Source organism: Acidovorax sp. LjRoot118 (assembly GCF_964253575.1).
Classification (GTDB): domain Bacteria; phylum Pseudomonadota; class Gammaproteobacteria; order Burkholderiales; family Burkholderiaceae_C; genus Acidovorax.
The window spans coordinates 1,852,711-1,874,946 of the sequence record NZ_CAXURB020000001.1 but is presented as its reverse complement, the minus strand read 5'-3'; the positions used below and the strand labels follow the sequence as shown (position 1 = coordinate 1,874,946).

At 66.7% G+C, this 22,236-nt stretch carries 22 protein-coding genes and 6 tRNA genes; 12 read left to right on the top strand and 16 right to left on the bottom strand.

Annotated elements, in window-relative coordinates; translation table 11 throughout:
- Nucleotides 1-69 precede the first annotated feature (69 nt).
- The 3 genes from ACSQ9E_RS08765 (at nucleotide 70) to ACSQ9E_RS08755 (ending at nucleotide 2,656) form a co-directional block, all read left to right on the top strand.
- Nucleotides 70-978: a LysR family transcriptional regulator gene (locus ACSQ9E_RS08765; protein WP_436217465.1), complete on the top strand. Its 909-nt coding sequence runs from the start codon at nucleotides 70-72 to the stop codon at nucleotides 976-978.
- Between the two features lie 145 nt (nucleotides 979-1,123).
- Nucleotides 1,124-1,759, top strand: coding sequence for a YbhB/YbcL family Raf kinase inhibitor-like protein (locus tag ACSQ9E_RS08760; protein WP_436217464.1), 636 nt, complete (start codon nucleotides 1,124-1,126; stop codon nucleotides 1,757-1,759).
- A gap of 12 nt (nucleotides 1,760-1,771) precedes the next feature.
- Nucleotides 1,772-2,656 (top strand): helix-turn-helix transcriptional regulator, encoded by an 885-nt coding sequence (locus ACSQ9E_RS08755; RefSeq protein ID WP_436217463.1) that lies wholly within the window; start codon nucleotides 1,772-1,774, stop codon nucleotides 2,654-2,656.
- A 159-nt stretch (nucleotides 2,657-2,815) separates the two neighbouring features.
- Here ACSQ9E_RS08755 and ACSQ9E_RS08750 read toward each other — a convergent pair.
- The 11 genes from ACSQ9E_RS08750 to folC all read right to left on the bottom strand — a co-directional run bounded on the left by ACSQ9E_RS08750 (nucleotide 2,816) and on the right by folC (nucleotide 9,680).
- Nucleotides 2,816-2,892: transfer RNA gene (locus tag ACSQ9E_RS08750), tRNA-Asp, on the bottom strand.
- A 52-nt stretch (nucleotides 2,893-2,944) separates the two neighbouring features.
- Nucleotides 2,945-3,020, bottom strand: a tRNA-Glu gene (locus ACSQ9E_RS08745).
- A 40-nt stretch (nucleotides 3,021-3,060) separates the two neighbouring features.
- A tRNA-Ala gene (locus ACSQ9E_RS08740) sits at nucleotides 3,061-3,136 on the bottom strand.
- Nucleotides 3,137-3,181: 45 nt separating this feature from the next.
- Nucleotides 3,182-3,258, bottom strand: a tRNA-Asp gene (locus ACSQ9E_RS08735).
- Between the two features lie 58 nt (nucleotides 3,259-3,316).
- Nucleotides 3,317-3,392, bottom strand: a tRNA-Glu gene (locus tag ACSQ9E_RS08730).
- 36 nt (nucleotides 3,393-3,428) lie between these two features.
- Nucleotides 3,429-3,504: transfer RNA gene (locus ACSQ9E_RS08725), tRNA-Ala, on the bottom strand.
- A 99-nt stretch (nucleotides 3,505-3,603) separates the two neighbouring features.
- A complete protein-coding gene (gene gltX, locus ACSQ9E_RS08720) occupies nucleotides 3,604-5,034 on the bottom strand; it encodes a glutamate--tRNA ligase (RefSeq protein WP_436217462.1) in 1,431 nt (476 codons plus the stop codon).
- Between the two features lie 312 nt (nucleotides 5,035-5,346).
- Complete coding sequence (gene purF / locus ACSQ9E_RS08715; protein WP_179680798.1) at nucleotides 5,347-6,852, bottom strand: amidophosphoribosyltransferase; 1,506 nt, start codon at nucleotides 6,850-6,852, stop codon at nucleotides 5,347-5,349.
- A gap of 72 nt (nucleotides 6,853-6,924) precedes the next feature.
- A complete protein-coding gene (locus ACSQ9E_RS08710; protein ID WP_057203839.1) occupies nucleotides 6,925-7,413 on the bottom strand; it encodes a CvpA family protein in 489 nt (162 codons plus the stop codon).
- Between the two features lie 23 nt (nucleotides 7,414-7,436).
- Nucleotides 7,437-8,327: an SPOR domain-containing protein gene (locus tag ACSQ9E_RS08705; protein WP_428000298.1), complete on the bottom strand. Its 891-nt coding sequence runs from the start codon at nucleotides 8,325-8,327 to the stop codon at nucleotides 7,437-7,439.
- A 24-nt stretch (nucleotides 8,328-8,351) separates the two neighbouring features.
- Entirely contained in the window at nucleotides 8,352-9,680 is a 1,329-nt protein-coding gene (gene folC / locus ACSQ9E_RS08700) for a bifunctional tetrahydrofolate synthase/dihydrofolate synthase (RefSeq protein ID WP_436217461.1), read from the bottom strand.
- 57 nt (nucleotides 9,681-9,737) lie between these two features.
- Between folC and ACSQ9E_RS08695 the strand changes: the two genes are divergently transcribed.
- The 4 genes from ACSQ9E_RS08695 (at nucleotide 9,738) to argG (ending at nucleotide 12,791) form a co-directional block, all read left to right on the top strand.
- Nucleotides 9,738-10,127 carry an arsenate reductase gene (locus ACSQ9E_RS08695; RefSeq protein ID WP_436217460.1) on the top strand — a complete coding sequence of 130 codons (390 nt, stop codon included), beginning with the start codon at nucleotides 9,738-9,740 and terminating at the stop codon, nucleotides 10,125-10,127.
- A 146-nt stretch (nucleotides 10,128-10,273) separates the two neighbouring features.
- A complete protein-coding gene (locus ACSQ9E_RS08690; protein ID WP_057265790.1) occupies nucleotides 10,274-10,897 on the top strand; it encodes a glycine zipper 2TM domain-containing protein in 624 nt (207 codons plus the stop codon).
- Between the two features lie 212 nt (nucleotides 10,898-11,109).
- Nucleotides 11,110-11,427, top strand: coding sequence for a pyrimidine/purine nucleoside phosphorylase (locus tag ACSQ9E_RS08685; RefSeq protein ID WP_428000295.1), 318 nt, complete (start codon nucleotides 11,110-11,112; stop codon nucleotides 11,425-11,427).
- 23 nt (nucleotides 11,428-11,450) lie between these two features.
- On the top strand, nucleotides 11,451-12,791 hold the full coding sequence (gene argG / locus ACSQ9E_RS08680) for an argininosuccinate synthase (RefSeq protein ID WP_057265792.1): 1,341 nt from the start codon (nucleotides 11,451-11,453) through the stop codon (nucleotides 12,789-12,791).
- A 71-nt stretch (nucleotides 12,792-12,862) separates the two neighbouring features.
- On the opposite strand, the gene murB is transcribed toward argG, so the two are convergent.
- A complete protein-coding gene (gene murB / locus ACSQ9E_RS08675) occupies nucleotides 12,863-13,936 on the bottom strand; it encodes a UDP-N-acetylmuramate dehydrogenase (protein ID WP_436217459.1) in 1,074 nt (357 codons plus the stop codon).
- A gap of 73 nt (nucleotides 13,937-14,009) precedes the next feature.
- Between murB and ACSQ9E_RS08670 the strand changes: the two genes are divergently transcribed.
- Genes ACSQ9E_RS08670 through ACSQ9E_RS08660 form a run of 3 tightly spaced genes read left to right on the top strand, consistent with a single transcriptional unit; the run spans nucleotide 14,010 to nucleotide 16,235 of the window.
- Entirely contained in the window at nucleotides 14,010-14,495 is a 486-nt protein-coding gene (locus ACSQ9E_RS08670; protein ID WP_008906652.1) for a YajQ family cyclic di-GMP-binding protein, read from the top strand.
- A gap of 25 nt (nucleotides 14,496-14,520) precedes the next feature.
- On the top strand, nucleotides 14,521-15,174 hold the full coding sequence (locus tag ACSQ9E_RS08665; protein ID WP_057203605.1) for a retropepsin-like aspartic protease family protein: 654 nt from the start codon (nucleotides 14,521-14,523) through the stop codon (nucleotides 15,172-15,174).
- A 26-nt stretch (nucleotides 15,175-15,200) separates the two neighbouring features.
- Complete coding sequence (locus ACSQ9E_RS08660) at nucleotides 15,201-16,235, top strand: HD-GYP domain-containing protein (RefSeq protein ID WP_057203606.1); 1,035 nt, start codon at nucleotides 15,201-15,203, stop codon at nucleotides 16,233-16,235.
- 50 nt (nucleotides 16,236-16,285) lie between these two features.
- Here the strand turns inward: ACSQ9E_RS08660 and plsY are convergent, their stop codons facing one another.
- The 3 genes from plsY to ACSQ9E_RS08645 are packed head-to-tail and all read right to left on the bottom strand — an operon-like array spanning nucleotide 16,286 to nucleotide 18,443.
- A complete protein-coding gene (plsY, locus tag ACSQ9E_RS08655; protein WP_057203607.1) occupies nucleotides 16,286-16,939 on the bottom strand; it encodes a glycerol-3-phosphate 1-O-acyltransferase PlsY in 654 nt (217 codons plus the stop codon).
- A gap of 48 nt (nucleotides 16,940-16,987) precedes the next feature.
- Nucleotides 16,988-17,479, bottom strand: a complete 492-nt coding sequence (locus ACSQ9E_RS08650; RefSeq protein ID WP_057265799.1) for an aminoacyl-tRNA deacylase — start codon at nucleotides 17,477-17,479, stop codon at nucleotides 16,988-16,990.
- 25 nt (nucleotides 17,480-17,504) lie between these two features.
- Nucleotides 17,505-18,443: a LysR family transcriptional regulator gene (locus ACSQ9E_RS08645; protein ID WP_057265801.1), complete on the bottom strand. Its 939-nt coding sequence runs from the start codon at nucleotides 18,441-18,443 to the stop codon at nucleotides 17,505-17,507.
- Between the two features lie 167 nt (nucleotides 18,444-18,610).
- Here ACSQ9E_RS08645 and ACSQ9E_RS08640 point away from each other — a divergent pair, with 167 nt between their 5' ends.
- Nucleotides 18,611-19,603 (top strand): Bug family tripartite tricarboxylate transporter substrate binding protein, encoded by a 993-nt coding sequence (locus ACSQ9E_RS08640; protein WP_436217458.1) that lies wholly within the window; start codon nucleotides 18,611-18,613, stop codon nucleotides 19,601-19,603.
- Nucleotides 19,604-19,610: 7 nt separating this feature from the next.
- Nucleotides 19,611-21,056, top strand: coding sequence for a M20 family metallopeptidase (locus ACSQ9E_RS08635; RefSeq protein ID WP_436217457.1), 1,446 nt, complete (start codon nucleotides 19,611-19,613; stop codon nucleotides 21,054-21,056).
- A gap of 97 nt (nucleotides 21,057-21,153) precedes the next feature.
- Here the strand turns inward: ACSQ9E_RS08635 and ACSQ9E_RS08630 are convergent, their stop codons facing one another.
- On the bottom strand, nucleotides 21,154-22,215 hold the full coding sequence (locus tag ACSQ9E_RS08630; protein WP_057203612.1) for an aldo/keto reductase: 1,062 nt from the start codon (nucleotides 22,213-22,215) through the stop codon (nucleotides 21,154-21,156).
- Nucleotides 22,216-22,236 lie beyond the last annotated feature (21 nt).

Below are 22,236 nucleotides of genomic sequence, written 5' to 3'. Positions count from 1 at the left end.
AATCATGCCGTCCAATGCATAATTATTTGAAATCTCATTACCAACCCTCATAAAATCCGAGGCACTTGCATGAACCTCCAGCAGTTCGATCACTTGCTCGCCGTTGCCGAAACCGGCTCGTTCAGCCGGGCGGCCGAGCAGCTGCACCTCACACAGCCCGCGCTCAGCCGCAGCATCCTGGCCCTGGAAGACGAGCTGGGTGCCCCGCTCATCGAGCGCGCCGGCAAGCGCAAGGAGCTCACGCCGCTGGGTGTTCTGGTCGCTGCGCGCTCCCGGCGCATCGGGCTGGAGCTGTCCGAGCTCAAACGCAGTGCCAGCCTGCTAGCCGGTCTGGAAGTCGGCACCGTGAAGCTGGGCCTGGGCCCTGCGCCCACGGCGATGCTGGCCGTGCCGCTGTTGCAGCACATGCTTGCGCACCACCCGCGCATCAAGGTGCAGCTCTCCAGCGGCCCGGCGGAGCTGCAGTTGCAGAGCCTGCGCGCCAGGCACCTAGACGCGCTGGTGATCCACCGGCGCTCCCTGCCCCCGTACGACGACCTCAACGTGGACCTGTTCCCGGAAATGCGCCTGGGCTTCGTCTGCCGCAGCGGCCATCCGCTGCAGGGGGCCGCGCAGGTGTCGTTCGCCCAATTGCGCCAGTACCCGCTGGCCGCCAGCGGCACGGGCCTGAGCGACGAGGCGGTGCAAAGCCTCAATGCCCACTTCGGCCAGTCCGTGCACTTCAACGAAGCCATCCAGCTCCAGTCGGACGAGGCGGCCTGCCTGCTCGAAGTGGTGCGCACCACCGACGCCGTGTTCCTGGGCGCCATCGAAGTGGCGCGCTCGCCCATCGACCGGGGCGAACTGGCGGAACTGCGGCTGAGCCGCCCGCTGCGGCTGACTTCGCAGTTTGCCTTCGTCACGCTGGAAGGCATCACCGAAGCCCCCGCCCTGAAGGTGGTGCGGGACTTCTGCGCAGAGCGGATGCACGACCGCTGACGGCACGGCCGCCACGCAAAGGCTCAAATGCCGTCACATTGAGCGGATCGGGAGTCCATTTGATTGGCCCTGGAACGTCATCGGCGCGGCATGTCCCTAGAATTCGGCAGCATCCATCCCTCACCCCCAACACAGGACACAAGCCATGCAACTCACCAGCCAAAGTTTCCAGGACGGCCAGGCGATCCCAGGCGAATTCGCGTTCGCGGTGCCCGACGCCGCCACGCACGTCGCGCTGTCGTCCAACCGCAACCCGCACCTCGCCTGGAGCGGAGTGCCCGAGGGCACCCAGTCGTTCGTGGTGGTCTGCCACGACCCGGACGTGCCCAGCCGCGGTGACGACGTGAACCAGGAGGGCCGCGAAGTGCCCGCAGCGCTGCCGCGCGTGGACTTCTTCCACTGGCTGCTGCTCGACCTGCCGGCCGATACCCGGCAGATCGCGGCGGGCAGCCATTCCGACGGGGTGACGCCGCGCGGCAAACCCGGTCCTGCCGCACCCGGCGGTGCGCGCCACGGCATCAACGATTACACCGGCTGGTTCGCGGGCGACGAACAGATGAAGGGCGACTACCACGGCTACGACGGCCCCTGCCCACCGTGGAACGACACACTGGTGCACCACTACATCTTCACCGTCTATGCACTGGCCACGCCCACGCTCGCCGTCGCAGGCCCGTTGACGGGCGCCAGCGTGCGCGCGGCGCTGGCCGAGGCCCCAGTGCTCGGCCAAGCCAGCATCACGGGGCTGTACAGCCTCAATCCTGCGGTATCGGTTGGCTGAGCGATTGGCCCGATGGCGCCCAGGCAGGTCTTTTCCACCGGCACGCGCTCGCCGCAAGAAGCCAGCGGCACGCCCGTGCCCTGGCAGTTCCCATCGGGTGCGCCCGTGCTGCGGCGCAGCCTGTGCACGCTGGCGCAGCCCTGCCTGAAACAGCCGCAGCACACGCCGCGTTTCGTGTTCCACGAGGCTGCGGTGGTGCTGGTAACGGCAGGCCGGCTTGATCTCGACGACGGCGTTGCACAGGTGGCAGTAGACTCACCGGCATCGCTGCTGCTCGTCGAGCCCAACACCCGCGCGGACCTCGTGAAGACACCAGGTGGCAGCGAACAGCGCTTTCGCTCGATCCTCTTGACGCTCGCCTCCCCGCTGCTGGAGGCATTCCATCGCGCCCGCTCACCCGCCCCAGCGGACCGGCAGCCGCACCCAGCCCCGTTTCGGCAACTGCTACTGGACGACGACCTCGCCTCGACCTTGCGGCACGTGCATGCCAGCGTCGAGGTGCAGCGCGTGGGCGATGAGCGGCTCCAGTACCGGCTGATGGACCTGCTTGCAGCCTTGGCTGAACGCGGCCATGTCTTTGCGCCAAGCGCGCAGCACAGCACCGCCGGACGTCTGCGCTCCCTGATCGGCGAGGCACCCGAGAGGCGCTGGACGGCCCATGAGGCCGGGCGTGCGCTCGCCATGAGCGAAGCCACGCTGCGCAGGCGCCTTGCGAACGAGCGCGAGCGCTTTGACAATCTGCTGGTCGATGTGCGCATGCACCACGCGATGATGCTGGTGCAGACCACGTCGTGGAGCATCCCGCTCATCGCGCAGGCCTCGGGCTACCAGTCGCGTGCGCGCTTTGCCGAGCGCTTTCGCGCGCGCTTCGGCTACCTGCCCTCATCTGTTCGCTGAACCGGAGCCCCCTCCCCTGAAAACAGCTTATCGGTAAATCAGCGACAACGCAGCTTGAATACCAGCCAGCGCGGCCGCGCGATCTAGACCGGATTAATACCCACGCCGCGCGAGAAAAGAAAAAAGGGTTACGCCATTGCTGACGTAACCCTTTAATGGTGGCGGAGTGGACGGGACTCGAACCCGCGACCCCCGGCGTGACAGGCCGGTATTCTAACCAACTGAACTACCACTCCTGGTAGATAGCTTTCGCCTGCATCTTTGTGACACAGGCCAAGCGCTACAACTTGGCGACCCTACGGGGATTCGAACCCCGGTACTCACCGTGAAAGGGTGATGTCCTAGGCCTCTAGACGATAGGGTCAAAACCTTGGAACCAACTCACTGACTGACTCAACAAACCGTGGTGGAGGTAAACGGGATCGAACCGATGACCTCTTGCATGCCATGCAAGCGCTCTCCCAGCTGAGCTATACCCCCACAAACCTCTGTGCGCCACCAACGCGACACACAACGGCAATAAACTGGCGGAGTGGACGGGACTCGAACCCGCGACCCCCGGCGTGACAGGCCGGTATTCTAACCAACTGAACTACCACTCCTGGCAGGCAGCTTTCGCTTGCAGCGGTGTTGCCACCACACAAGCCAAGCGCTACAACTTGGCGACCCTACGGGGATTCGAACCCCGGTACTCACCGTGAAAGGGTGATGTCCTAGGCCTCTAGACGATAGGGTCAAAACCTTGGAACTTGCGAACCGTTTCCGATGTAAGTGGTGGAGGTAAACGGGATCGAACCGATGACCTCTTGCATGCCATGCAAGCGCTCTCCCAGCTGAGCTATACCCCCACTTGAAGTGGCCGAAAATCTCTTTTCAACCACTCTTTTCAGACTTCATTCACACTGTGTATGTCGTCTTCATCAGAGCCTTGAATTATAGACAGGTTTTTAGCGGTTTTGCAAACGAACGCCAACTTTTTCGCGTCCAACCAATTCCAGCACCGCATCGACCGATGGAGTATGCGCCGTTCCGACCGTGAGCACACGCACGGGCATGGCCAGTTGGGGCATCTTCAGGCCCTGTGCAGCCAGCACCTGCTTGAAGGCGGCGCTGATCGCGGCCTTGTTCCACTCGCAAGTGGCCAGTGCTGCAGCCAGCGCATCGATGGCGGGGGCAATGGCCTCGGTCACATGCTGGGTGCGCTCGGCTTCGTTAGGGGTCACGTCGCCATAGAACACCTGGGCCCAGTCGGCCAGGGCCACCGTGGTGTCGCAGCGGTCCTTGAACAGTGCGCAGATGCGGGGCAGGCGGCCATCAGCCAGCTCGGCTGCGGCCACGCCGCGCTTTTGCAGCAGGGCCGACACCAGGGCAGCCAGGGCCTCGTCGTCCATGGCCTTGAGGTGCTGGGCGTTCACCCAGCGCAGCTTGGCCTCGTCGAACTGCGCGGCGCTGCGGCCCAGGTGGTCCAGGTTGAACCATTCGAGGAACTGCGCGCGGCTGAAGATCTCGTCGTCGCCGTGGCTCCAGCCCAGGCGGGCCAGGTAGTTGACCATGGCGTCGGGCAGGTAGCCCTCGTCGCGGTACTGCGTCACGGGCTTGGCGCCATTGCGCTTGCTCATCTTCTCGCCCTGCTCGTTCAACACGGTAGGCAGGTGGGCGTAGACCGGCGGCTCCTTGCCCAGGGCGCGGAAAATGTTGATCTGGCGCGGCGTGTTGTTCACATGGTCGTCGCCGCGGATCACATGGGTGATGGCCATGTCGATGTCGTCCACCACCACGCAGAAGTTGTAGGTGGGCGTACCGTCGGGGCGCGCGATCACCAGGTCGTCGAGTTCGTCGTTGCTGATCTCGATGCGGCCCTTGACCTTGTCGTCCCAGGCGACCACGCCGCCCTGCGGGTTCTTGAAGCGCAGCACGGGCTGCACGCCTTCGGGGATGGCCGGCAGGGTCTTGCCAGGCTCGGGGCGCCAGGTGCCGTCGTAGCGCGGCTTTTCCTTGGCGGCCATCTGCGCTTCGCGCAGGGCATCGAGCTCGGCGATGCCCATGTAGCAGGGGTAGACCAGGCCGGTGGCCTTGAGGTCTTCGAGCACGGCGCGGTAGCGGTCCATGCGCTGCATCTGGTAGAACGGGCCCTCATCGGGCTGCATGCTCAGCCATTCCATGCTTTCCAGAATCACGTCCACCGCGATCTGGCTGGAGCGCTCCACGTCCGTGTCTTCGATGCGCAGGATGAAGTCGCCGCCCATGGCGCGCGCGAAGGCCCAGGGGTACAGGGCCGAACGGATGTTGCCCAGGTGGATGAAGCCCGTGGGAGACGGGGCAAAGCGGGTACGCACGCGGCCCGCAGCTGGGGTGGAGGTGTTGTTCTGGTCGGTCATAGGTCTTGCTGGGTGGGGCGCCCTGCCCTGCTGCGATGCGGGCAGGTGCGAAGGCGGCGGTCGATGCCGGTAATGATAAGTGCCCGTGCCGTGGCCGGGCTTCCGGGCACCTGAAACGGAACGGGCGCCCCGACCGATCGGCGCGCCCATGGGCGGATGTTCAGTGAGCAAGGCGTGCGGTGCACAAAGCGCCGCACCAAAACCTCTCCTGCGGATTTGGATTCAGCCGGATAACTAGGCGGGGAGCCGCAGACAGTGCTGTAGCACGGCAAGGCTCCCCAACGACGTTAGCCGGTTGAAGGCAAAGCCGCGTCAAGCGTCCTGGGCGTTGGGCAGGGCCAGGCGAGAGGTGTCTTCCTCGTTCTCTTCCACACCCACGCGGCCTTCGTTCAGGCGGGCGATGTCTTCGGCAGTGATGTCACCGGTCACATAGGTGCCGTCGAAGCACGATGCGTCAAAGCCAACGATGGCCTTGTTGAGCGAGCCGATGGCGCGCTTCATGCCGTCCACGTCCTGGTAGATCAGGGCGTCGCAGCCGATGACTTGGCGAATCTCTTCCACCGTGCGGCCATGGGCCACCAGCTCGCTGCTGGTGGGCATGTCGATGCCGTACACGTTGGGGTAGCGCACCGGCGGCGCAGCGCTGGCCAGGTAGACATTGCGGGCACCGGCGTCGCGCGCCATCTGCACGATTTCGCGCGAGGTGGTGCCGCGCACGATGGAATCATCCACCAGCAGGACGTTGCGGCCCTTGAACTCGCTGGCGATCACGTTGAGCTTCTGGCGCACGGACTTCTTGCGCACGCCTTGCCCCGGCATGATGAAGGTGCGGCCCACGTAGCGGTTCTTCACGAAGCCTTCGCGGTACGGCACGCCCAGCAGGTGCGCCAGTTGCGTGGCGCTGGGGCGACTCGATTCGGGGATCGGGATGATCACATCGATCTCGTTGGGCGGCACGGTGGAGACCACGCGCTTGGCCAGGGCCTCGCCCAGGTTCAGGCGGGCCTGATAAACCGAGATGCCGTCGAGCACCGAATCGGGGCGTGCCAGGTACACGAACTCGAAGATGCAGGGATTGAGCTGCGGGTTCTCGGCGCACTGGGCCGAATGCACGGTGCCGTCGAGCGTGATGAACACGGCCTCGCCGGGTTCGACATTGCGCTCGAACACGTGCGATGTGCCTTCCAGCGCCACCGATTCGCTGCCCACCATGACGTTGCCGTCCGCGCTGCGGCCGATGGCCAGCGGGCGGATGCCATGCGGGTCGCGGAAGGCCAGCAGGCCGTGGCCGGCGATCATGGCGATCACGGCATACGAGCCCTTGATGCGCTTGTGCACGGCACGCACAGCGTCGAACACATTTTCGGGCCGCAGCGGTACGCCTGCGGTGGCGCGCTCGAGTTCGTGCGCGAACACGTTGAGCAGCACTTCCGAGTCGCTGTCGGTGTTGGTGTGGCGGTGGTCGGTCTGGAACAGCTCCGTGCGCAGCGTCTGGGCATTGGTCAGGTTGCCGTTGTGCACCAGCACCAGGCCGAAAGGCGCGTTCACGTAGAAGGGCTGCGCCTCTTCTTCGCTGTAGGCGTTGCCGGCGGTGGGGTAGCGCACCTGGCCCAGGCCCACATTGCCAGGCAAAGCCCGCATGTTGCGCGTGCGGAACACGTCGCGCACCATGCCCTTGGCCTTGTGCATGAAGAACTTGCGGCCCTGCTGGGTCACGATGCCGGCGGCATCCTGGCCCCGGTGCTGCAGCAGCAGCAACGCGTCATAGATCAACTGATTGACGGGCGCGGTACTGACGACGCCGACGATTCCACACATAGTTCGTTTCCATCCGTTTGCGGGAACATCCCCGCTGCAAACCCACGACAACAGCTTCTGGCCGTTGCCGCCTCACGAAGGCAAGTGCCTCGTAAATTCTTCCGGAAGCGCCGGTTTCAACCCTTCGAGTACCTGGGTCAATACCGGTGCACCCCGCGATTCCTGCCACCACGCAGCCTCGTGCAGGGGCGTGAGCCCCGCCACCACGGCCACGGCCAGCAGCAGCACCATGCCCCGGAGCACCCCGAAGGCCGCACCCAGAGTGCGGTCCACCGGGCGCAGGCCGATGGACTCCACCAGCTTCTTGACCAGCCACGCCACGAATCCGCACGCAAACACCGCACCGATGAACACCAGGGCAAAGCCCGCCGCATAGCGCAGGCCAGCGGCCGATTCGCCCATGGGCAGCAAGGCCGCCATATCGTCGGCCAGCCACTGCGCCACAAAAAACGCCACCACCCATCCCACCAGGGACAGCACCTCGTACACCAGGCCGCGCCAGGCCCCCATCAGCATGGAAGCGAGCAGGACGGCCACGAAAACCCAGTCCAGCGCGGCCATCACCGGCGCAGCCTGCTCCGGCATCAGAGCGTCAGCACCGATGCCGACAGTTCCAGCGCGCGGATCTTGCCAGCGGCCTTGTCCGCATCGGCCCGGTTGTTGAAGGGGCCCACGCGCACCCGGGTGCGCTTGCCGTCCTTGGTATCCACCACCTGCACAAAGGTCTTGAGGCCGGAGCGCTCCACCTTGGTGCGCGCCTCGCGGGCCTTGTCCGCGTCTGCAAACGCGCCCACCTGCACGATGAAACGGGCATCCTCAGAGCTGGCCGAAGCCACGGCGGCAGCGGCCGGCGCCGCGGTGCGGCCCTCCAGCAGGGCACGGGCGCGGGCGGCTTCGTCGTTGGCACGCGCCGGCACCGCCGGGGCGGGCGCTGGCGCGGCCGCCACCACTGCCGGCTTGGGCTCGGGTTTCGGCTCCGGTTTCGGTTCGGGCTTGTGCTCTGGCTTGGGCGCGGCGGCCACCACGGGCGGCTTGGGCACCATCGCGGGCTTGGGGCTGGCGATGATCTCCTCGCCCTCGCTCAGGCCATTGCCTGCGCTGGCCTGTCCCACCGCAGTGCGGCTGCCGGAGGGCGTGGCCGGTGCCGCTGGGCGTGCCACGGCCGCAGAGGCCGGCGCAGGCGATGGGGCCTGCGCGGCAGCGGGTGCGGGCACCACCACGGGCGCGGTCTTGTTGCGGTCGGGGATCTCGATGGGAATGTCCACCGCAATGGGGCGCGGCTGGGTATCGAACAGCAGCGGAAATCCCACCACCCCCAGGGCCACCAGCACGGCCGCACCAATGAGGCGGTGGCGCGCACGCCGGCGCATCGCTTCGATGCTTTCGGCGGGGGGCGCTGCGCGCGAGCGCTTGGCCGGCTTGTCGGCCGGTGCGGGTTCACTCTGACCGGGCCACCGAAACTTGAAAAATGCCATGGAGTTGAGACTCGTGCGGGGTGCTTACGCGCCCAGATGTTTGGCGTGCAGGCGGGGGGTGCCGTTGATCAAGACCCCGCCCACCGTGTAGAACGAGCCAAAGACCACGATTCTATCAGCGGGCCCTGCCGCCGCCACGGCGGCCTGCAGTGCCTGCATGGGGTCTTGGTGCACGCTGGTGGCCACCTCGCGGCGCCCGCCGGCCACCATCTGCAGGGCGTTCCACTTCTGCTGCACCGCCGCCCCCGTCTCGGCCCGCGCCGTGGGCAGGCTGGTGAAGTACCAGCGGTCCACCAGCGGGCCCACCTTGGCCAGCATGGTGGCCAGGTCCTTGTCCGCCATAGCGCCGAACACGGCGTGCGTGGTGGGGAAGAAGCCCATCGCATCCAGGTTGGCCGTGAGGGCCGCCACCGAATGCGGGTTGTGCGCCACGTCCAGCACCAGCGTGGGCTCGCCCGGCACGATCTGGAAGCGCCCGGGCAGCTCCACCATGGCCATGCCCGTGCGCACGGCCTGGGCCGTGACGGGAATACGCTCGCGCAGCGCCTCGAAGGCGGCCAGCACGCCGGCGGCATTCACCAGCTGGTTGGCACCGCGCAACGAGGGGTAGGCCAGGCCCGCATAGCGGCGCCCGCGCCCGGCCCAACTCCACTGCTGCTTGTCGCCCGAGACATTGAAGTCGCGGCCCGAGCGCCACAGGTCGGCGCCGATCTCGGTGGCATGGTCCACCACGCTCTGCGGGGCCATGGGGTCGCTCACGATCACCGGGCGGCCGGTGCGCATGATGCCGGCCTTCTCGCGACCGATGCTTTCGCGGTCCTTGCCCAGAAATTCGGTATGGTCGATGTCGATGCTGGTGATGATGGCGCAGTCGGCGTCGATGATGTTGGTGGCGTCGAGCCGCCCGCCCAGGCCCACCTCCAGGATCGCCAGGTCCAGGCGCGCCTGGCTCATCAGCCGCAGGATGGCCAGCGTGCTGAACTCGAAGTAGGTCAGCGAGATGGCCTCGCCGCCCTGCACCCGGGCGGCCTCCACCGCCGCGAAGTGCGGCACCAGGTCGGCGGCGGCCACGATCTCGCCATGCACGCGGCAGCGCTCTTCGAAATGCACCAGGTGCGGCGAGGTGTAGACCCCCGTGCGGTAGCCCGATTGCAGGCCCACGGCCTCCAGCATGGCGCAGGTGGATCCCTTGCCATTGGTGCCCGCCACGGTGATCACCGGGCAGTCGAAGCGCAGCGCCATGCGGCGGGCCACTTCGCTGACCCGGTCCAGGCCCATGTCGATGTTGTGCGGGTGCAGCTGCTCGCAGTGCTGCAGCCAGCCTTCCAGGGTGTCGATATTATTGGTGTGCATACAGCCCGCGATTGTCGCCGAGCCCACGGTCACACACATCCTCAAGCCCTATTTCCCATGACAACTGCACCCACTATCACCGTCTACGGCATTCCCAACTGCGATACCGTCAAGAAGTCGCGCACCTGGTTCACCGACCAGGGCCTGGCCTACGTGTTCCACGATTTCAAGAAGCAAGGCGTGCCGGCCGACCGCCTGCCCGGCTGGCTGGCAGCTGCGGGGCGTGACAAGCTCGTCAACCGCCAAGGCACCACCTGGCGCAAGCTCGACGCAGACACCCAGGCCGCCGTGACCGACGACGCCAGCGCCAGCGCCCTGCTGCAGGCCCAGCCCAGCGTGGTCAAACGCCCTGTGGTGGAGTGGGTGCAGGGCGGCACCACCCGTATTTCGGTCGGCTTTGTGCCCGAAACCTGGAACGAATGGGGTTCAGCGGGCTCCAACAGCTGACATCGCAGAGATTGCGTGCACTGAAACCGGAGATATTGCACAAATCTTTACGCAGTTTTACGGCCTGCCCACCCGGTATTGACGGGTTGCGCCTAAACTTTTCAACAGTCTGGTGCGTTATGTACCGACCTGAAAGGAGTTTCTCCATGAAAAAGATCGTCATTTTTTCCGCCATGGCAGCCATTGCCTCCCTGGCCGCAGCCCAGGAACAGGGCCGCGTGCTCTCAACCACCCCCATCGTCCAGCAGGTGGCCGTGCCCCAGCAGGTATGCAACAACGAAACCGTGTACAGCGGCAACCGCACCACGGGTGGCGGCGCAGTGATTGGCGCCATTGCTGGCGGTGCCGTCGGCAACCAGATCGGCAAGGGCAGTGGCCGCGCGGCGGCTACGGCACTGGGCCTGATCGGTGGTGCCGTGCTGGGCAACAACATCGAGGGCGGCCAGCCGCAGTACGAAAACGTGCAGCGCTGCCAGAACCAGACCTACTACGAGAACCGCACCGTGGGCTACAACGTGACCTACGAATATGCAGGCCGCCAGTACACCACCCGCACCCAGTACGACCCGGGCCGCTGGATCCCCGTGAGCGTGCAGCCGGGCCAGACCTACTCCACCGAGCCCTCGTACCAGCAGGGCTATGCCCAGCCCGGCGTGGTCACCTCGACCTACCCGGCACCGCCCCCCACCTACGTGACGCCCCCGGTCACGGTGATCGAGTACGGCTACGACCGCTCGTACCACCACCCGCGCAATCCCTACTGGCGCTAAAAACCGCTGAGTTTTGGCGGGCAGCCCAGGCAGCTGGCGGCATGAACACGCTGCCGGCCCAGTGACCATTGCCGTTGACGGCCGCCCTCCCCTGGTGTCCAGTCCTCCAAAGAGCCCTTCGGGGCTCTTTTTTTTGCCCTGCGCCGTATCGAAAGCTTCCCTGCAGCACGGTGGCCTAAAATCAGGGGTTTCCCTCTAACCAACGCGCATCCATGACCACCGAAAAAATCGACGGCGTGTCCGTCACCACCCAGGCCAATGTGTACTTCGACGGCAAGTGCGTGAGCCACAACATCACCTTCCCCGATGGCACGAAGAAGTCGGTGGGCGTGGTGCTGCCCGCCTCGCTGACCTTCAACACCGGCGCGCCCGAGATCATGGAATGCGTGGGCGGCGAGTGCGAATACAAGCTCGACGGCACCGACGCCTGGGTCAGGTCCGCCGCAGGCGAGAAGTTCAGCGTGCCCGGCAACTCCAAGTTCGAGATCCGCGTCGCCAGCGCCTACCACTACATCTGCCACTTCGGCTGAGCCGCCAGAAAGCACTGAACGACATGGCCACCATCCTCCAGAACCTGCCCCTCAACGAGAAGGTCGGCATCGCCTTCTCCGGCGGCCTCGACACCAGCGCCGCGCTGCGCTGGATGAAGAACAAGGGCGCCGTGCCCTACGCCTACACAGCCAACCTGGGCCAGCCCGACGAGCCCGACTACGACGCCATCCCCGCCAAGGCCATGGAATATGGCGCCGAAAAGGCCCGCCTGGTGGACTGCCGCACGCAACTGGCACACGAAGGCATCGCCGCCCTGCAGGCCGGCGCCTTCCACATCAGCACCGCCGGTGTCACCTACTTCAACACCACGCCGCTGGGCCGTGCCGTCACCGGCACCATGCTGGTGGCCGCCATGAAGGAAGACGACGTCCACATCTGGGGCGATGGTTCGACCTTCAAGGGCAATGACATCGAGCGCTTTTACCGCTACGGCCTGCTGACCAACCCCTCGCTCAAGATCTACAAGCCCTGGCTGGACCAGCTGTTCATCGACGAGCTCGGTGGCCGCGCCGAGATGTCGGCCTTCATGACCAAGGAAGGTTTCGGCTACAAGATGAGCGCCGAGAAGGCCTACAGCACCGACAGCAACATGCTGGGTGCCACGCACGAGGCCAAGGACCTGGAGTTCCTGAACAGCGGCATCCGCATCGTGAACCCCATCATGGGCGTCGCGTTCTGGAAGGACGACGTGCAGGTCCAATCCGAGGAAGTCTCGGTGCGCTTCGAGGAAGGCCAGCCCGTGGCCCTGAACGGCGTGGAGTTCAGCGACCCCGTGGCCCTGATCCTGGAAGCCAACCGCATCGGCGGCCGCCATGGCCTGGGCATGAGCGACCAGATCGAGAACCGCATCATCGAGGCCAAGAGCCGCGGCATCTACGAGGCCCCGGGCCTGGCGCTGCTGCACATCGCCTACGAGCGCCTGGTGACGGGCATCCACAACGAGGACACGATCGAGCAGTACCGCCTGAACGGCCTCAAGCTCGGCCGTCTGCTCTACCAGGGCCGCTGGTTCGACCCCCAGGCCATCATGCTGCGCGACACGGCCCAGCGCTGGGTGGCCCGCGCCATCACCGGCACCGTGACGCTGGAACTGCGCCGCGGCAACGACTACTCGCTGCTGAACACCGAGTCGCCCAACCTGACCTACGCGCCCGAGCGCCTGAGCATGGAAAAGGTCGAAGACGCGCCGTTCTCGCCCGCCGACCGCATCGGCCAATTGACCATGCGCAACCTGGACATCATCGACACGCGTGCCAAGCTGGGCGTGTACGCGCGCAGCGGCCTGCTGTCGCTGGACGGCAATGCCGCATTGGCGCAGCTGAACAACGAGCGCGGCGAGTAACACCGCTCCCGCACCATGAAGAAAGCCACCCTCGGGTGGCTTTCTTGCATTGGGGGGCGAACAGAAGCGGCCTATACAACCACCGGCTCAGGCTCCAGCCGGATGCCAAAGCGCTCGTACACGCTGGTCTGGATGGCCTTGGCCAGGGTCATCACCTCGCCGCCGGTCACGCTGTGGGCACCGCGCCCGCGGTTGACCAGCACCAGGGCCTGCTTTTCGTACACGCCGGCCTTGCCGATGGACTTACCCTTCCAGCCGCAGGCATCGATGAGCCAGCCGGCGGCCAGCTTGATGCTGCCATCGGGCATGGGGTAGTGCACGATCTTGGGCTCGCGCGCGATGATGTCGGCGCACTGCTCGGGCGATACCGTGGGGTTCTTGAAGAAACTGCCGGCATTGCCCACCACGGCGGGGTCGGGCAGCTTGGCGCGGCGGATATCGCACACCCAGTCGAACATTTGTTGTGCCGTGGGATGGTCGATACCGGCCTCGGCCCTGCGGCGCTCCAGCTCCACGTAGCCCAGCACCGGCTTCCAGGGGCGCTGCAGTCGGAACCGCACATGCGTGATCACCGCGCGCCCGGCCAGGCCCATGCCGCGCGGCAGGCCACCGGCCACCTCGGGTTGCGAAGGGGCGTGCTTGAACACCGAGTCGCGGTAGCCGAAGGCGCACTGTGCGGCGTTGAGCGTAAAGCGCTCGCCAGTGGCCAGGTCCATCGCGTCCAGCGACTCGAAGCGGTCCTGCAGTTCCACGCCATAGGCGCCGATGTTCTGCACTGGCGATGCCCCCACGGTGCCGGGGATCAGCGCCAGGTTTTCCAGGCCCGGATAGCCCTGCGCGAGGGTCCAGGCCACGCAGTCGTGCCAGACCTCGCCGGCACCGGCCTCGACGATGAAGGCCTTGGGGGTTTCCTCGACCAGGCGCAGGCCCTTGATCTCCATCTTGAGCACCACGGGGCGCACGTCACCGGTCAGAATGATGTTGCTGCCGCCGCCCAGCACAAAGACCGGGCTGCCAGACAGTTCTCTATCGGCCAGGAAGGCCGAAATATCATCGGCCGAGCGCACGCGCACCAGGGTTTGGGCGCGTGCCGCAATGCCGAAGGTGTTGCAGGGCTGCAAAGGGGCGTTTTTCTCGACTAACATTGACCCGATTGTCGCACCCGCGCATCCTGGCGCTGCGGCGAAAACCGTATTCCCGAGAGAGAGAACCACCACCATGCCATCTTTTGACACCGTCTGCGAAGCCAACCTGGTCGAAGTGAAGAACGCGGTCGAGAACACCGCCAAGGAAATCGGCACCCGTTTCGACTTCAAAGGCACGTCGGCCAGCATCGAGATCAAGGACAAGGACATCACGCTGATCGGCGATGCGGACTTCCAGCTCACCCAGATCGAAGACGTGCTGCGCAACAAGCTCACCAAGCGCAATGTGGACGTGCGCTTTCTGGACATGGGCGACGTGCAGAAAATGGGCGGCGACAAGGTCAAGCAGGTCATCAAAGTGCGCAACGGCATCGAAAGCGAGCTGGCCAAGAAGATCCAGAAGCTCATGAAGGAAAGCAAGCTCAAGGTGCAGGCCGCCATCCAGGAGGACAAGGTGCGCATCACCGGCGCCAAGCGCGACGACCTGCAGGCCGCCATGGCACTGATCCGCAAGGACGTGACCGACGTGCCCCTGTCGTTCGACAATTTCCGCGACTGAACGGACCTGCGCGGCCTCGACCTCCATGCAAGCCCTTCGCACTGCGATCTCCCTGGCCCTGGCGGCCGGCCTGGCCATTGCGCTGCCTGCGGTGGCCGCCGACCAGTCCATCGCCCTGGCCGGCGTGCTCGGCAGCAAGGCGCTGCTGGTGGTCGATGGCAGCGCACCGCGCGCCGTCGGACCGGGCGAGACGCACCAGGGCGTGAAGGTGCTGTCCGTGACGCGCGATGAGGCCACGGTGGAAGTCCAGGGCGCCCGCCGGATGCTGAGGCTGGGTGAGTCCCCCGTGGCGCTGGGTTCCAGCGGCAGCGGCAAGCGCATCGTGCTGATGGCCGACAGCCAGGGCCACTTCGTCAACACCGGCACCATCAACGGCAAGCAGATGAAGTACATGGTGGACACCGGCGCGTCCGTGGTCGCCATCGGCAGGCCCGATGCGGAGCGCATGGGCATCAAGGTCGACGACAGCCAGAAAGTGATCATGAGCACGGCCAACGGCTCTGCCACCGGCTGGCGTGTGCGCCTCAATTCCGTGCGCCTGGGCGATGTGGAAGTGCTCGGTGTGACGGCGGTCATCATGCCCGAGGGCATGCCCTTCGTGCTGCTGGGCAACAGCTTTCTGACGCAGTTCCAGATGACCCGCACCAACGACCAGATGGTGCTGGAAAAGCGCCACTGAGCAGGCGCGGCCCCACCAACCCCGCCATGAACGCCACCCCCCACCTGCCCAGCAACAGCAGCCCCCATGAGGGCGAGTACGAGGACTTGCTCGGCCTGTGGTCGGACCTGGAGTCGGCCCTGTCAGTGCTGCTGTCCAAGCCGCTGCAGGTGCAGGATTTTCCGGGCAAGGTGCGCAGTTTCGACCTGTGGCTGCAGGACCTGGTGGCGCACGACATCGATGCGGCGCTGTACCTGATGTTTCAGTTGGCGTCCACCTCGTCGGTGGGCTACAGCGCAGCGCACGCGCTGGTCTGCGGCACCTTGTGCCACATCATGGCGCAGGACCTGCGCCTGGTGCAGAGCGAACGCGACAGCCTGGTGCGCGCCGCGCTCACCATGAACATCGGCATGACCGCGCTGCAGGACGAACTGGCCGAACAGCGCGAGCGCCCCAGCAACGTGCAGCAGGAAGCCATCCGCAGCCACCCTGAGGAGAGCCAGGCCCTGCTGGAGCGTTTGTTCGTGAACGACCCGCTGTGGCTCGAGGTCGTGGGCCAGCACCACACCAACATGGCCGACCAGGTTCCCCTGGCCCAGCAGAACCCCGAGGACCGCCTCACGCGCATCCTGGGCACCATCGACCGCTACGCGGCCATGATCAGCCCGCGCAAATCGCGCGCCGGGCGTAGCGCCACCGATTCGGTGCGCGCCATCGTGGGCCAGGAGGTGGACCAGCGCGACGAGGTCAGCTATACGCTGGTGCGCTCCATCGGCCTGTGCCCGCCCGGCACCTTTGTGCGGCTGGACAACGGCGAGGTGGCCATCGTGCTGCGCCGCAGCGAAAAGGCCAACTACCCGCTGGTGGCCAGCCTGCTCGACCCTGTGGGCCAGCAGCAGAACCTGCCCAACCTGTACCAGACGGCCAGCGGCAAGCCGCGCATCCAGTCGGCCGTGGCCCGCTCCGCGGTGAAGGTGGAGCTCAACCACCGCACCATGGTGCGCCTGGGCCTGTATGCGGCACAGCGCATCTCGAGCATGCGCTCGCTCATCACGGCACCCGCATCCCTCGGAACGCGCTGATTCATTGCAAGGCAGCCCACCGGGCTGCAGCCTTCGCGGTATTGAAGGACTCAGCCCTTGGCGCCCTTGGCCTTGACCACCTTGCTGCTGCCCAGGCGCGATTCCTTGCCCTCCAGCAGGCGCTTGATGTTCTCCTTGTGGCGCCAGGCCAGCAGCAGGGCCATCACGGCCATGGCGGCCGCAATGCGCCCATCGGCATTCCAGACCACGCCATCGGCCAGCAGGTAGTACACCGGCGCGAACACCGCCGCCACCAGCGAAGCCAACGACGAATAGCGAAAGAAGAAGGCGATGATCACCCAGGTGACCGCCGTGGCCAGGCCCAGCCAGCCGCTCACGCCCAGCAGCACGCCCAGCGCCGTGGCCACGCCCTTGCCCCCTTCGAAACGGAAGAACACCGGCCACAGGTGGCCGAGGAAGGCCGCCAGCCCGACCAGCGCCATGGTGCCCTCTTCCATCCCGTAGGGCTTGCCGAACCAGACCACCAGGGCCACGGGCAGCCAGCCCTTCACGGCATCGAGCACCAGGGTGACGACGGCCGCCACCTTGCTGCCCGAGCGCAGCACGTTGGTGGCGCCGGGGTTCTTGCTGCCATAGGTGCGCGGGTCGCGCATGCCCATGGCGCGCGTCACGATCACGGCAAACGACAGCGAGCCGAGCAGGTAGGCGGCTATGGTGGCCAGAAGGGGGTACACGGCGGTCAAATCAGCTCCTTGGAATGGGGGTGCGCACGGCGGGCGTGCACAGGCCCGCTATTCTGCCAGCGCGCAGTGCACGGTCTGCGCACCGAGCAGTTGCACGCAGACCTGCGGGTCGATCTGCACCAGGAAACCGCGCCGCCCGCCATTGATGGCGATGCGCGGCAGGTCAAGGATGCTGCCTTCGATGTACACCGGCATCTCGCGCCGCGTGCCAAAGGGCGAGGTGCCGCCCACCAGGTAGCCGCTGTGGCGGTTGGCGACCTCGGGGGCGCAGGGCTCGACCGACTTGGCGCCGATCTGGCGCGCCAGGTTCTTGGTGGAGACCTTGCGGTTGCCGTGCATCAGCACGATCAGGGGCTTGGCGCTCTGGTCCTGCATCACCAGGGTCTTGACCACGGTAAAGGGGTCGAGCCCCAGCACCTCGGCGCTGTGCAAGGCACCGCCGTGTTCCAGGTACTCGTAGGGGTGCTCGGTGAAGGCCACCTGGCGCGCCTTGAGCAACTGGGTGGCGGGGGTTTCGGAGACATGTTCTTTCTTGGCCATGGTGCACCGATGGTACCCGCCCGAATCAGGCAGAACGCCTGCGCCGCCCCACCTTGCGCTTGCCGTACTGTTCGATGGCGGCCACCAGCACCCCGGTGAATTCCTGCACCAGCGGCGGTTGCACGCGCCCATCGAGCGCCAGCACCTGCAGGCGGCGCTGCTGCAGCTGCACGTCCTCGAACGGGCGGGCTGCAAGCACACCCTCTTCGACCCAGCGCGCGGCCGTGAGGTAGCTGGCCAGCGCCACGTCACGCGGCCCCAGCAGCGGCAGCAGCGCCGACGAGAAGTTGCTCACCACGGCCGGCGTGTAGCGCAGGCCCTGCAGCGTGCACGAGAGGTCGAACAGCTGGCGCCCGGTGATGCCGGCCGTGCCCAGCAGCAGCGGGTAGCGCACCACGTCGGCCACGCTCACCATGCGCTGCTGCGCCAGCGGATGGGCGACCACCGTGATGGCGAACACCGGGGCAATGGCCGAGTGCAGCACCGCAAGGCCCTTCTCGGGCGCCACGCTGTACTTGAGGGCCAGGTCCGCGTCGCCACGCGCCACCTGCGCCGAGACCTCCTCGGGCACGCCCACATGCAACTGCAGTTCGACCTCGGGGTGAGCACCGCGGAACGCCGCCATCACCAGTGGCATGAAGCCCGCCGCAAAGCCCTCCGTGCAGGCCAGCCGCACGCGCCGCGCCTCCTGCGCGGCCAGGCCCTGCAGCTGCTCCACCAACTGGGCCGACTCCTGCGCATGCGCGCCCGCATGCGCCAGCAGGCGCTCGCCCGCCGCCGTCAGGCGCATGCCGCGCGGCTGCCGCTCGAACAGCGACACACCCAGCGAATCCTCCAGCTTGCCCAGTTGGCGGCTCACGGCTGAAGCGGCCACATGCAGGCGCTGCGCGGCCTGGTTGACCGAGCCGGTGCGGGCCACTTCGAGGAAGTAGCGCAGGGGCAGGCTCAGCAGGGACAGGGACATGAGGCGCTCTTGTATTGCCTTCAAGGCAATGGTTAGTTGCTTATTCTCTATGAATAGCAATGGTAAACCAGCATCGATCTTGCGTGCATCGAGGCTCCAATCAACCGATAGCCACGCGGGTGCTGCGCCTTGCGCTGCAAAGCCCGGCGCCCTACTCTGGAGCTTCCATGAACCACCGCCTTCGAATCCCCCTGCTTCTTGCCGTGCTTGCCACCACGTTGACAGCGGCACATGCCCAAACCACCACTGCCGCCAAAGACCCTTGGCCCGAGCAGAGCGTGCGCCTGGTCGTGCCCTTCCCGCCCGGCGGTGGCACCGATGCAGTGGCCCGCGCCCTGGGCCAAAAGCTCGGTGCCCGCCTGGGCACGCCCGTGGTGGTGGACAACAAGCCCGGTGCCTCGACCATCATCGGCACCGAGGCCGTTGTGCGTGCCAAGCCCGACGGCTACACCCTGCTGGTCTCGGGCTCCACCAGCTACTCGGTCAACCCCGCGCTGCGCAGCAAGCTGCCCTATGACCCTGCGACGGACCTGATCCCTGTGGCCACCGTGGCCCGCGCGCCACTGGTGATGGTGGTCAGCGCGAGTGCACCCTACAAGGACCTCAACGCCCTGATCGCAGCTGCCAAGGCCGCGCCCAAGACCCTCCACTACGCCACCTTCGGCTCCGGCTCGGGCCCACACCTGGCGGGCGCACTGCTGGAGCAGGCCGCTGGCATCCAGCTGCAGGACGTGCCCTACCGCGGCAGCAGCCAGTCGCTGATGGCGCTGATCGGCGGTGAAATCCAACTCGGCATCGACACCGTGGCCGCCGCTGCCCCGCAGATCCGCGCGGGCAAGCTGCGTGCCCTGGCGATTGCGGGCAAGAGCCGCTCCAGCATGCTGCCCGGCGTGCCCACGGTGGCCGAACTCCAGCTGCCCGACGCGGCGTTCGACGCCTGGTACGCCATCGCCGCGCCGGCACGCACGCCGCTGCCCATCATCCGCCGGCTGGTGACCGAGGTCGAGGCCGTCACGCGCGACCCCGCCATTCAGGAACAGATGCGAGCCCAGGGCATGGAGCCCGTGCACCTGGGGCCCGTGGCCACGCGTGCCGTGATCGACGACGAGATCGGGCGCTACCGCGCCCTGGCACACCGCGCCAAAATCATTGTGGAGTGATGACAGCATGACGACAACGACGATGAACCCATCCCGCGAACAACTGCTGGCCAGCGTCCAGCACCACTTCGACGGCGGCAGCTTCGAGGCCGACCTGCGCCGCCGCGTGGGCTGGCGCACCGAGAGCGACACCGGCCAGCCTGGCGCCCCCGCCCTGCGCCAGTACCTGACCGACGAGATCGTGCCCGGCCTCGAACCGCTGGGCTTTGCCTGCGAGGTGCTGGACAACCCCGACGCACGCGGTGGCCCGGTGCTGCTGGCGCGCCGCGTGGAGTCGCCCGATCTGCCCACGCTGCTCACCTACGGCCATGGCGACGTGGTCAACGGGCAGGACGCCAACTGGCGCGAAGGCCTGTCGCCCTGGGAACTGAAGATCGAAGGGGACCGCTGGTACGGCCGCGGCACGGCCGACAACAAGGGCCAGCACACGGTGGTGCTCGCGGCCCTGGCACAGACCATCGCCGCCCGCCAGGGGCGCCTGGGCTACAACGTGACCCTGCTCATGGAGATGGGCGAGGAGGCCGGCTCACCGGGCCTGGCGGCCTTCTGCCAGCAGCAGCGCGAGGCCCTCAGGGCCGATCTCTTCATCGCCAGCGACGGCCCGCGCGTGAACGCGGCCCGGCCCACGCTGTTTCTGGGCTCGCGAGGCGCCATCAATTTCTCGCTCAAGATGAGCAGCCGGCCCAAGGCCTACCATTCGGGCAACTGGGGCGGCGTGCTCTCCAACCCCGCCACGGTACTGGCCCATGCAGTGGCCAGCATGGTGGACGCCCGTGGCCGCATGCTCGTGCCCGGCCTGCTGCCCCCACCGCTGCCCGAGAAGCTGCGCACCGCCCTGAAAGACGTGGTGATCGGCGGCGGCGCCGACGACCCAGCCCTGACGCCGGGCTGGGGCGAACCGGGCCTGACCTCGGCCGAGCAGCTCGTGGGCTGGAACACGCTGGAGGTGCTGGCCCTGGGCGCAGGCTTGCCCGCGCGCCCCGTCAATGCGATTCCCTCCAGCGCCGTGGCGCACTGCCAGTTGCGCTTCGTGGTCGGCACGAACTGGAAAAACGTCAAGGACATCGTGCGCGCCCACCTGGACGCACACGGCTTTGCCGACGTGGAGATCGAACTCGGGATGCAGTGCGGCGCCACGCGCCTGGACCTGCACAACCCCTGGGTGGACTGGGCGTTGGCGTCCATGCATCACAGCGCGGGCGAGGCCGCCACCTTGCTGCCCAACCTGGCGGGCTCCCTGCCCAACGACATCTTTGCCGACGACCTGGGACTGCCCACGCTGTGGGTGCCCCACTCGTACCCGGCCTGTGCCCAGCATGCGCCCAATGAGCACCTGCTGGCCAGCGTGGCCCGCGAAGGCCTGGCCGTGATGGCGGGCCTGTTCTGGGACCTGGGCGAGCCCGGTGGCGTGCCCTGGAAGGAAGGCGCGCTGAGCACGATCACCAGCGCCTGAAAGTGGCACGGTCCGGCCAGTGCCCCCGCGCAAGGGCCGCTCCGCCGCGCTGGGGGCGTCCCCCTGGGGGGATGGCGCGAAGCGACTCAGGGGGGCTTCACAATGCCGGGTCGCGCAACTCCAGGCGAATGGCGTCGATGGCCTTGAGCAGCTCGGGCGACAGCTCCGTGCCCCAGGCGTTCAGGTCTTCTTCGAGCTGCACCACCGAGGTCACGCCGATGATGGTGCTGGCCACCTGCCACTTGGTGTAGCAGAACGCCAGCGCCAGCTGCGTGGGCGTGAGGCCGTTTTCGCGCGCCAGCGCGTTGTAGCGGCGCGCGGCCACCAGCGACTCGGGTCGGCCCCAGCGCTGCTTGCGCACCGACTCGTAAGACGAGATGCGGGCGCCTTTGGGGGCATCGGGGCCGGTGGTGCCGCTCTCGTCGTACTTGCCCGTGAGCAGGCCGAAGGCCAGGGGCGAGTAGGCCAGCAGCGACACGTTCAGGCGGTGGCAGGTCTCGTCCAGCGCGTTTTCCCAGGTGCGGTTGACCAGGCAGTAGGGGTTCTGCACCGTGGCCACGCGCGGCAGGCCATGCTGCTCGGCCAGGCGCACGAACTCATGCACACCGTAGGGCGTCTCGTTCGAGAGGCCGACATAGCGCACCTTGCCGGCCTTGACCAGGCCCGCCAGCGCTTCCAGCTGCTCGTGGATGGGCGTCTGTGAGGTTTCCTTGGCCGGGTCGTAGTACATGGTGCCGAAAGCCGGCACATGGCGCTCAGGCCAGTGGATCTGGTACAGGTCGATCACCTCGGTCTGCAGGCGGCGCAGGCTACCTTCGCAGGATGCGACGATGTCTTGAGGCGTCAGGCCCTTGCCTTCGCGCACCCAGGGCATGCCGCGCGAGGGGCCAGCCACCTTGGTGGCCACCACCAGCTTCTCACGCGCGCCCGGGTTCTTCGCGAACCAGTTGCCGATGATGGTCTCGGTGGCGCCGAAGGTCTCGGCCTTGGCGGGCACCGCGTACATCTCGGCGGTGTCGATGAAGTTCACGCCCCGGGCCAGCGAACGGGCGAGGATGTCGTGGGAATCGGATTCGTTGACCTGTTCACCAAAGGTCATGGTGCCCAGGCAAATGGGGGTGACGTGCAGATCGCTCTGACCGAGCTGGATGGTTTTCATGCGGACTCCGTTGGCAAGCCG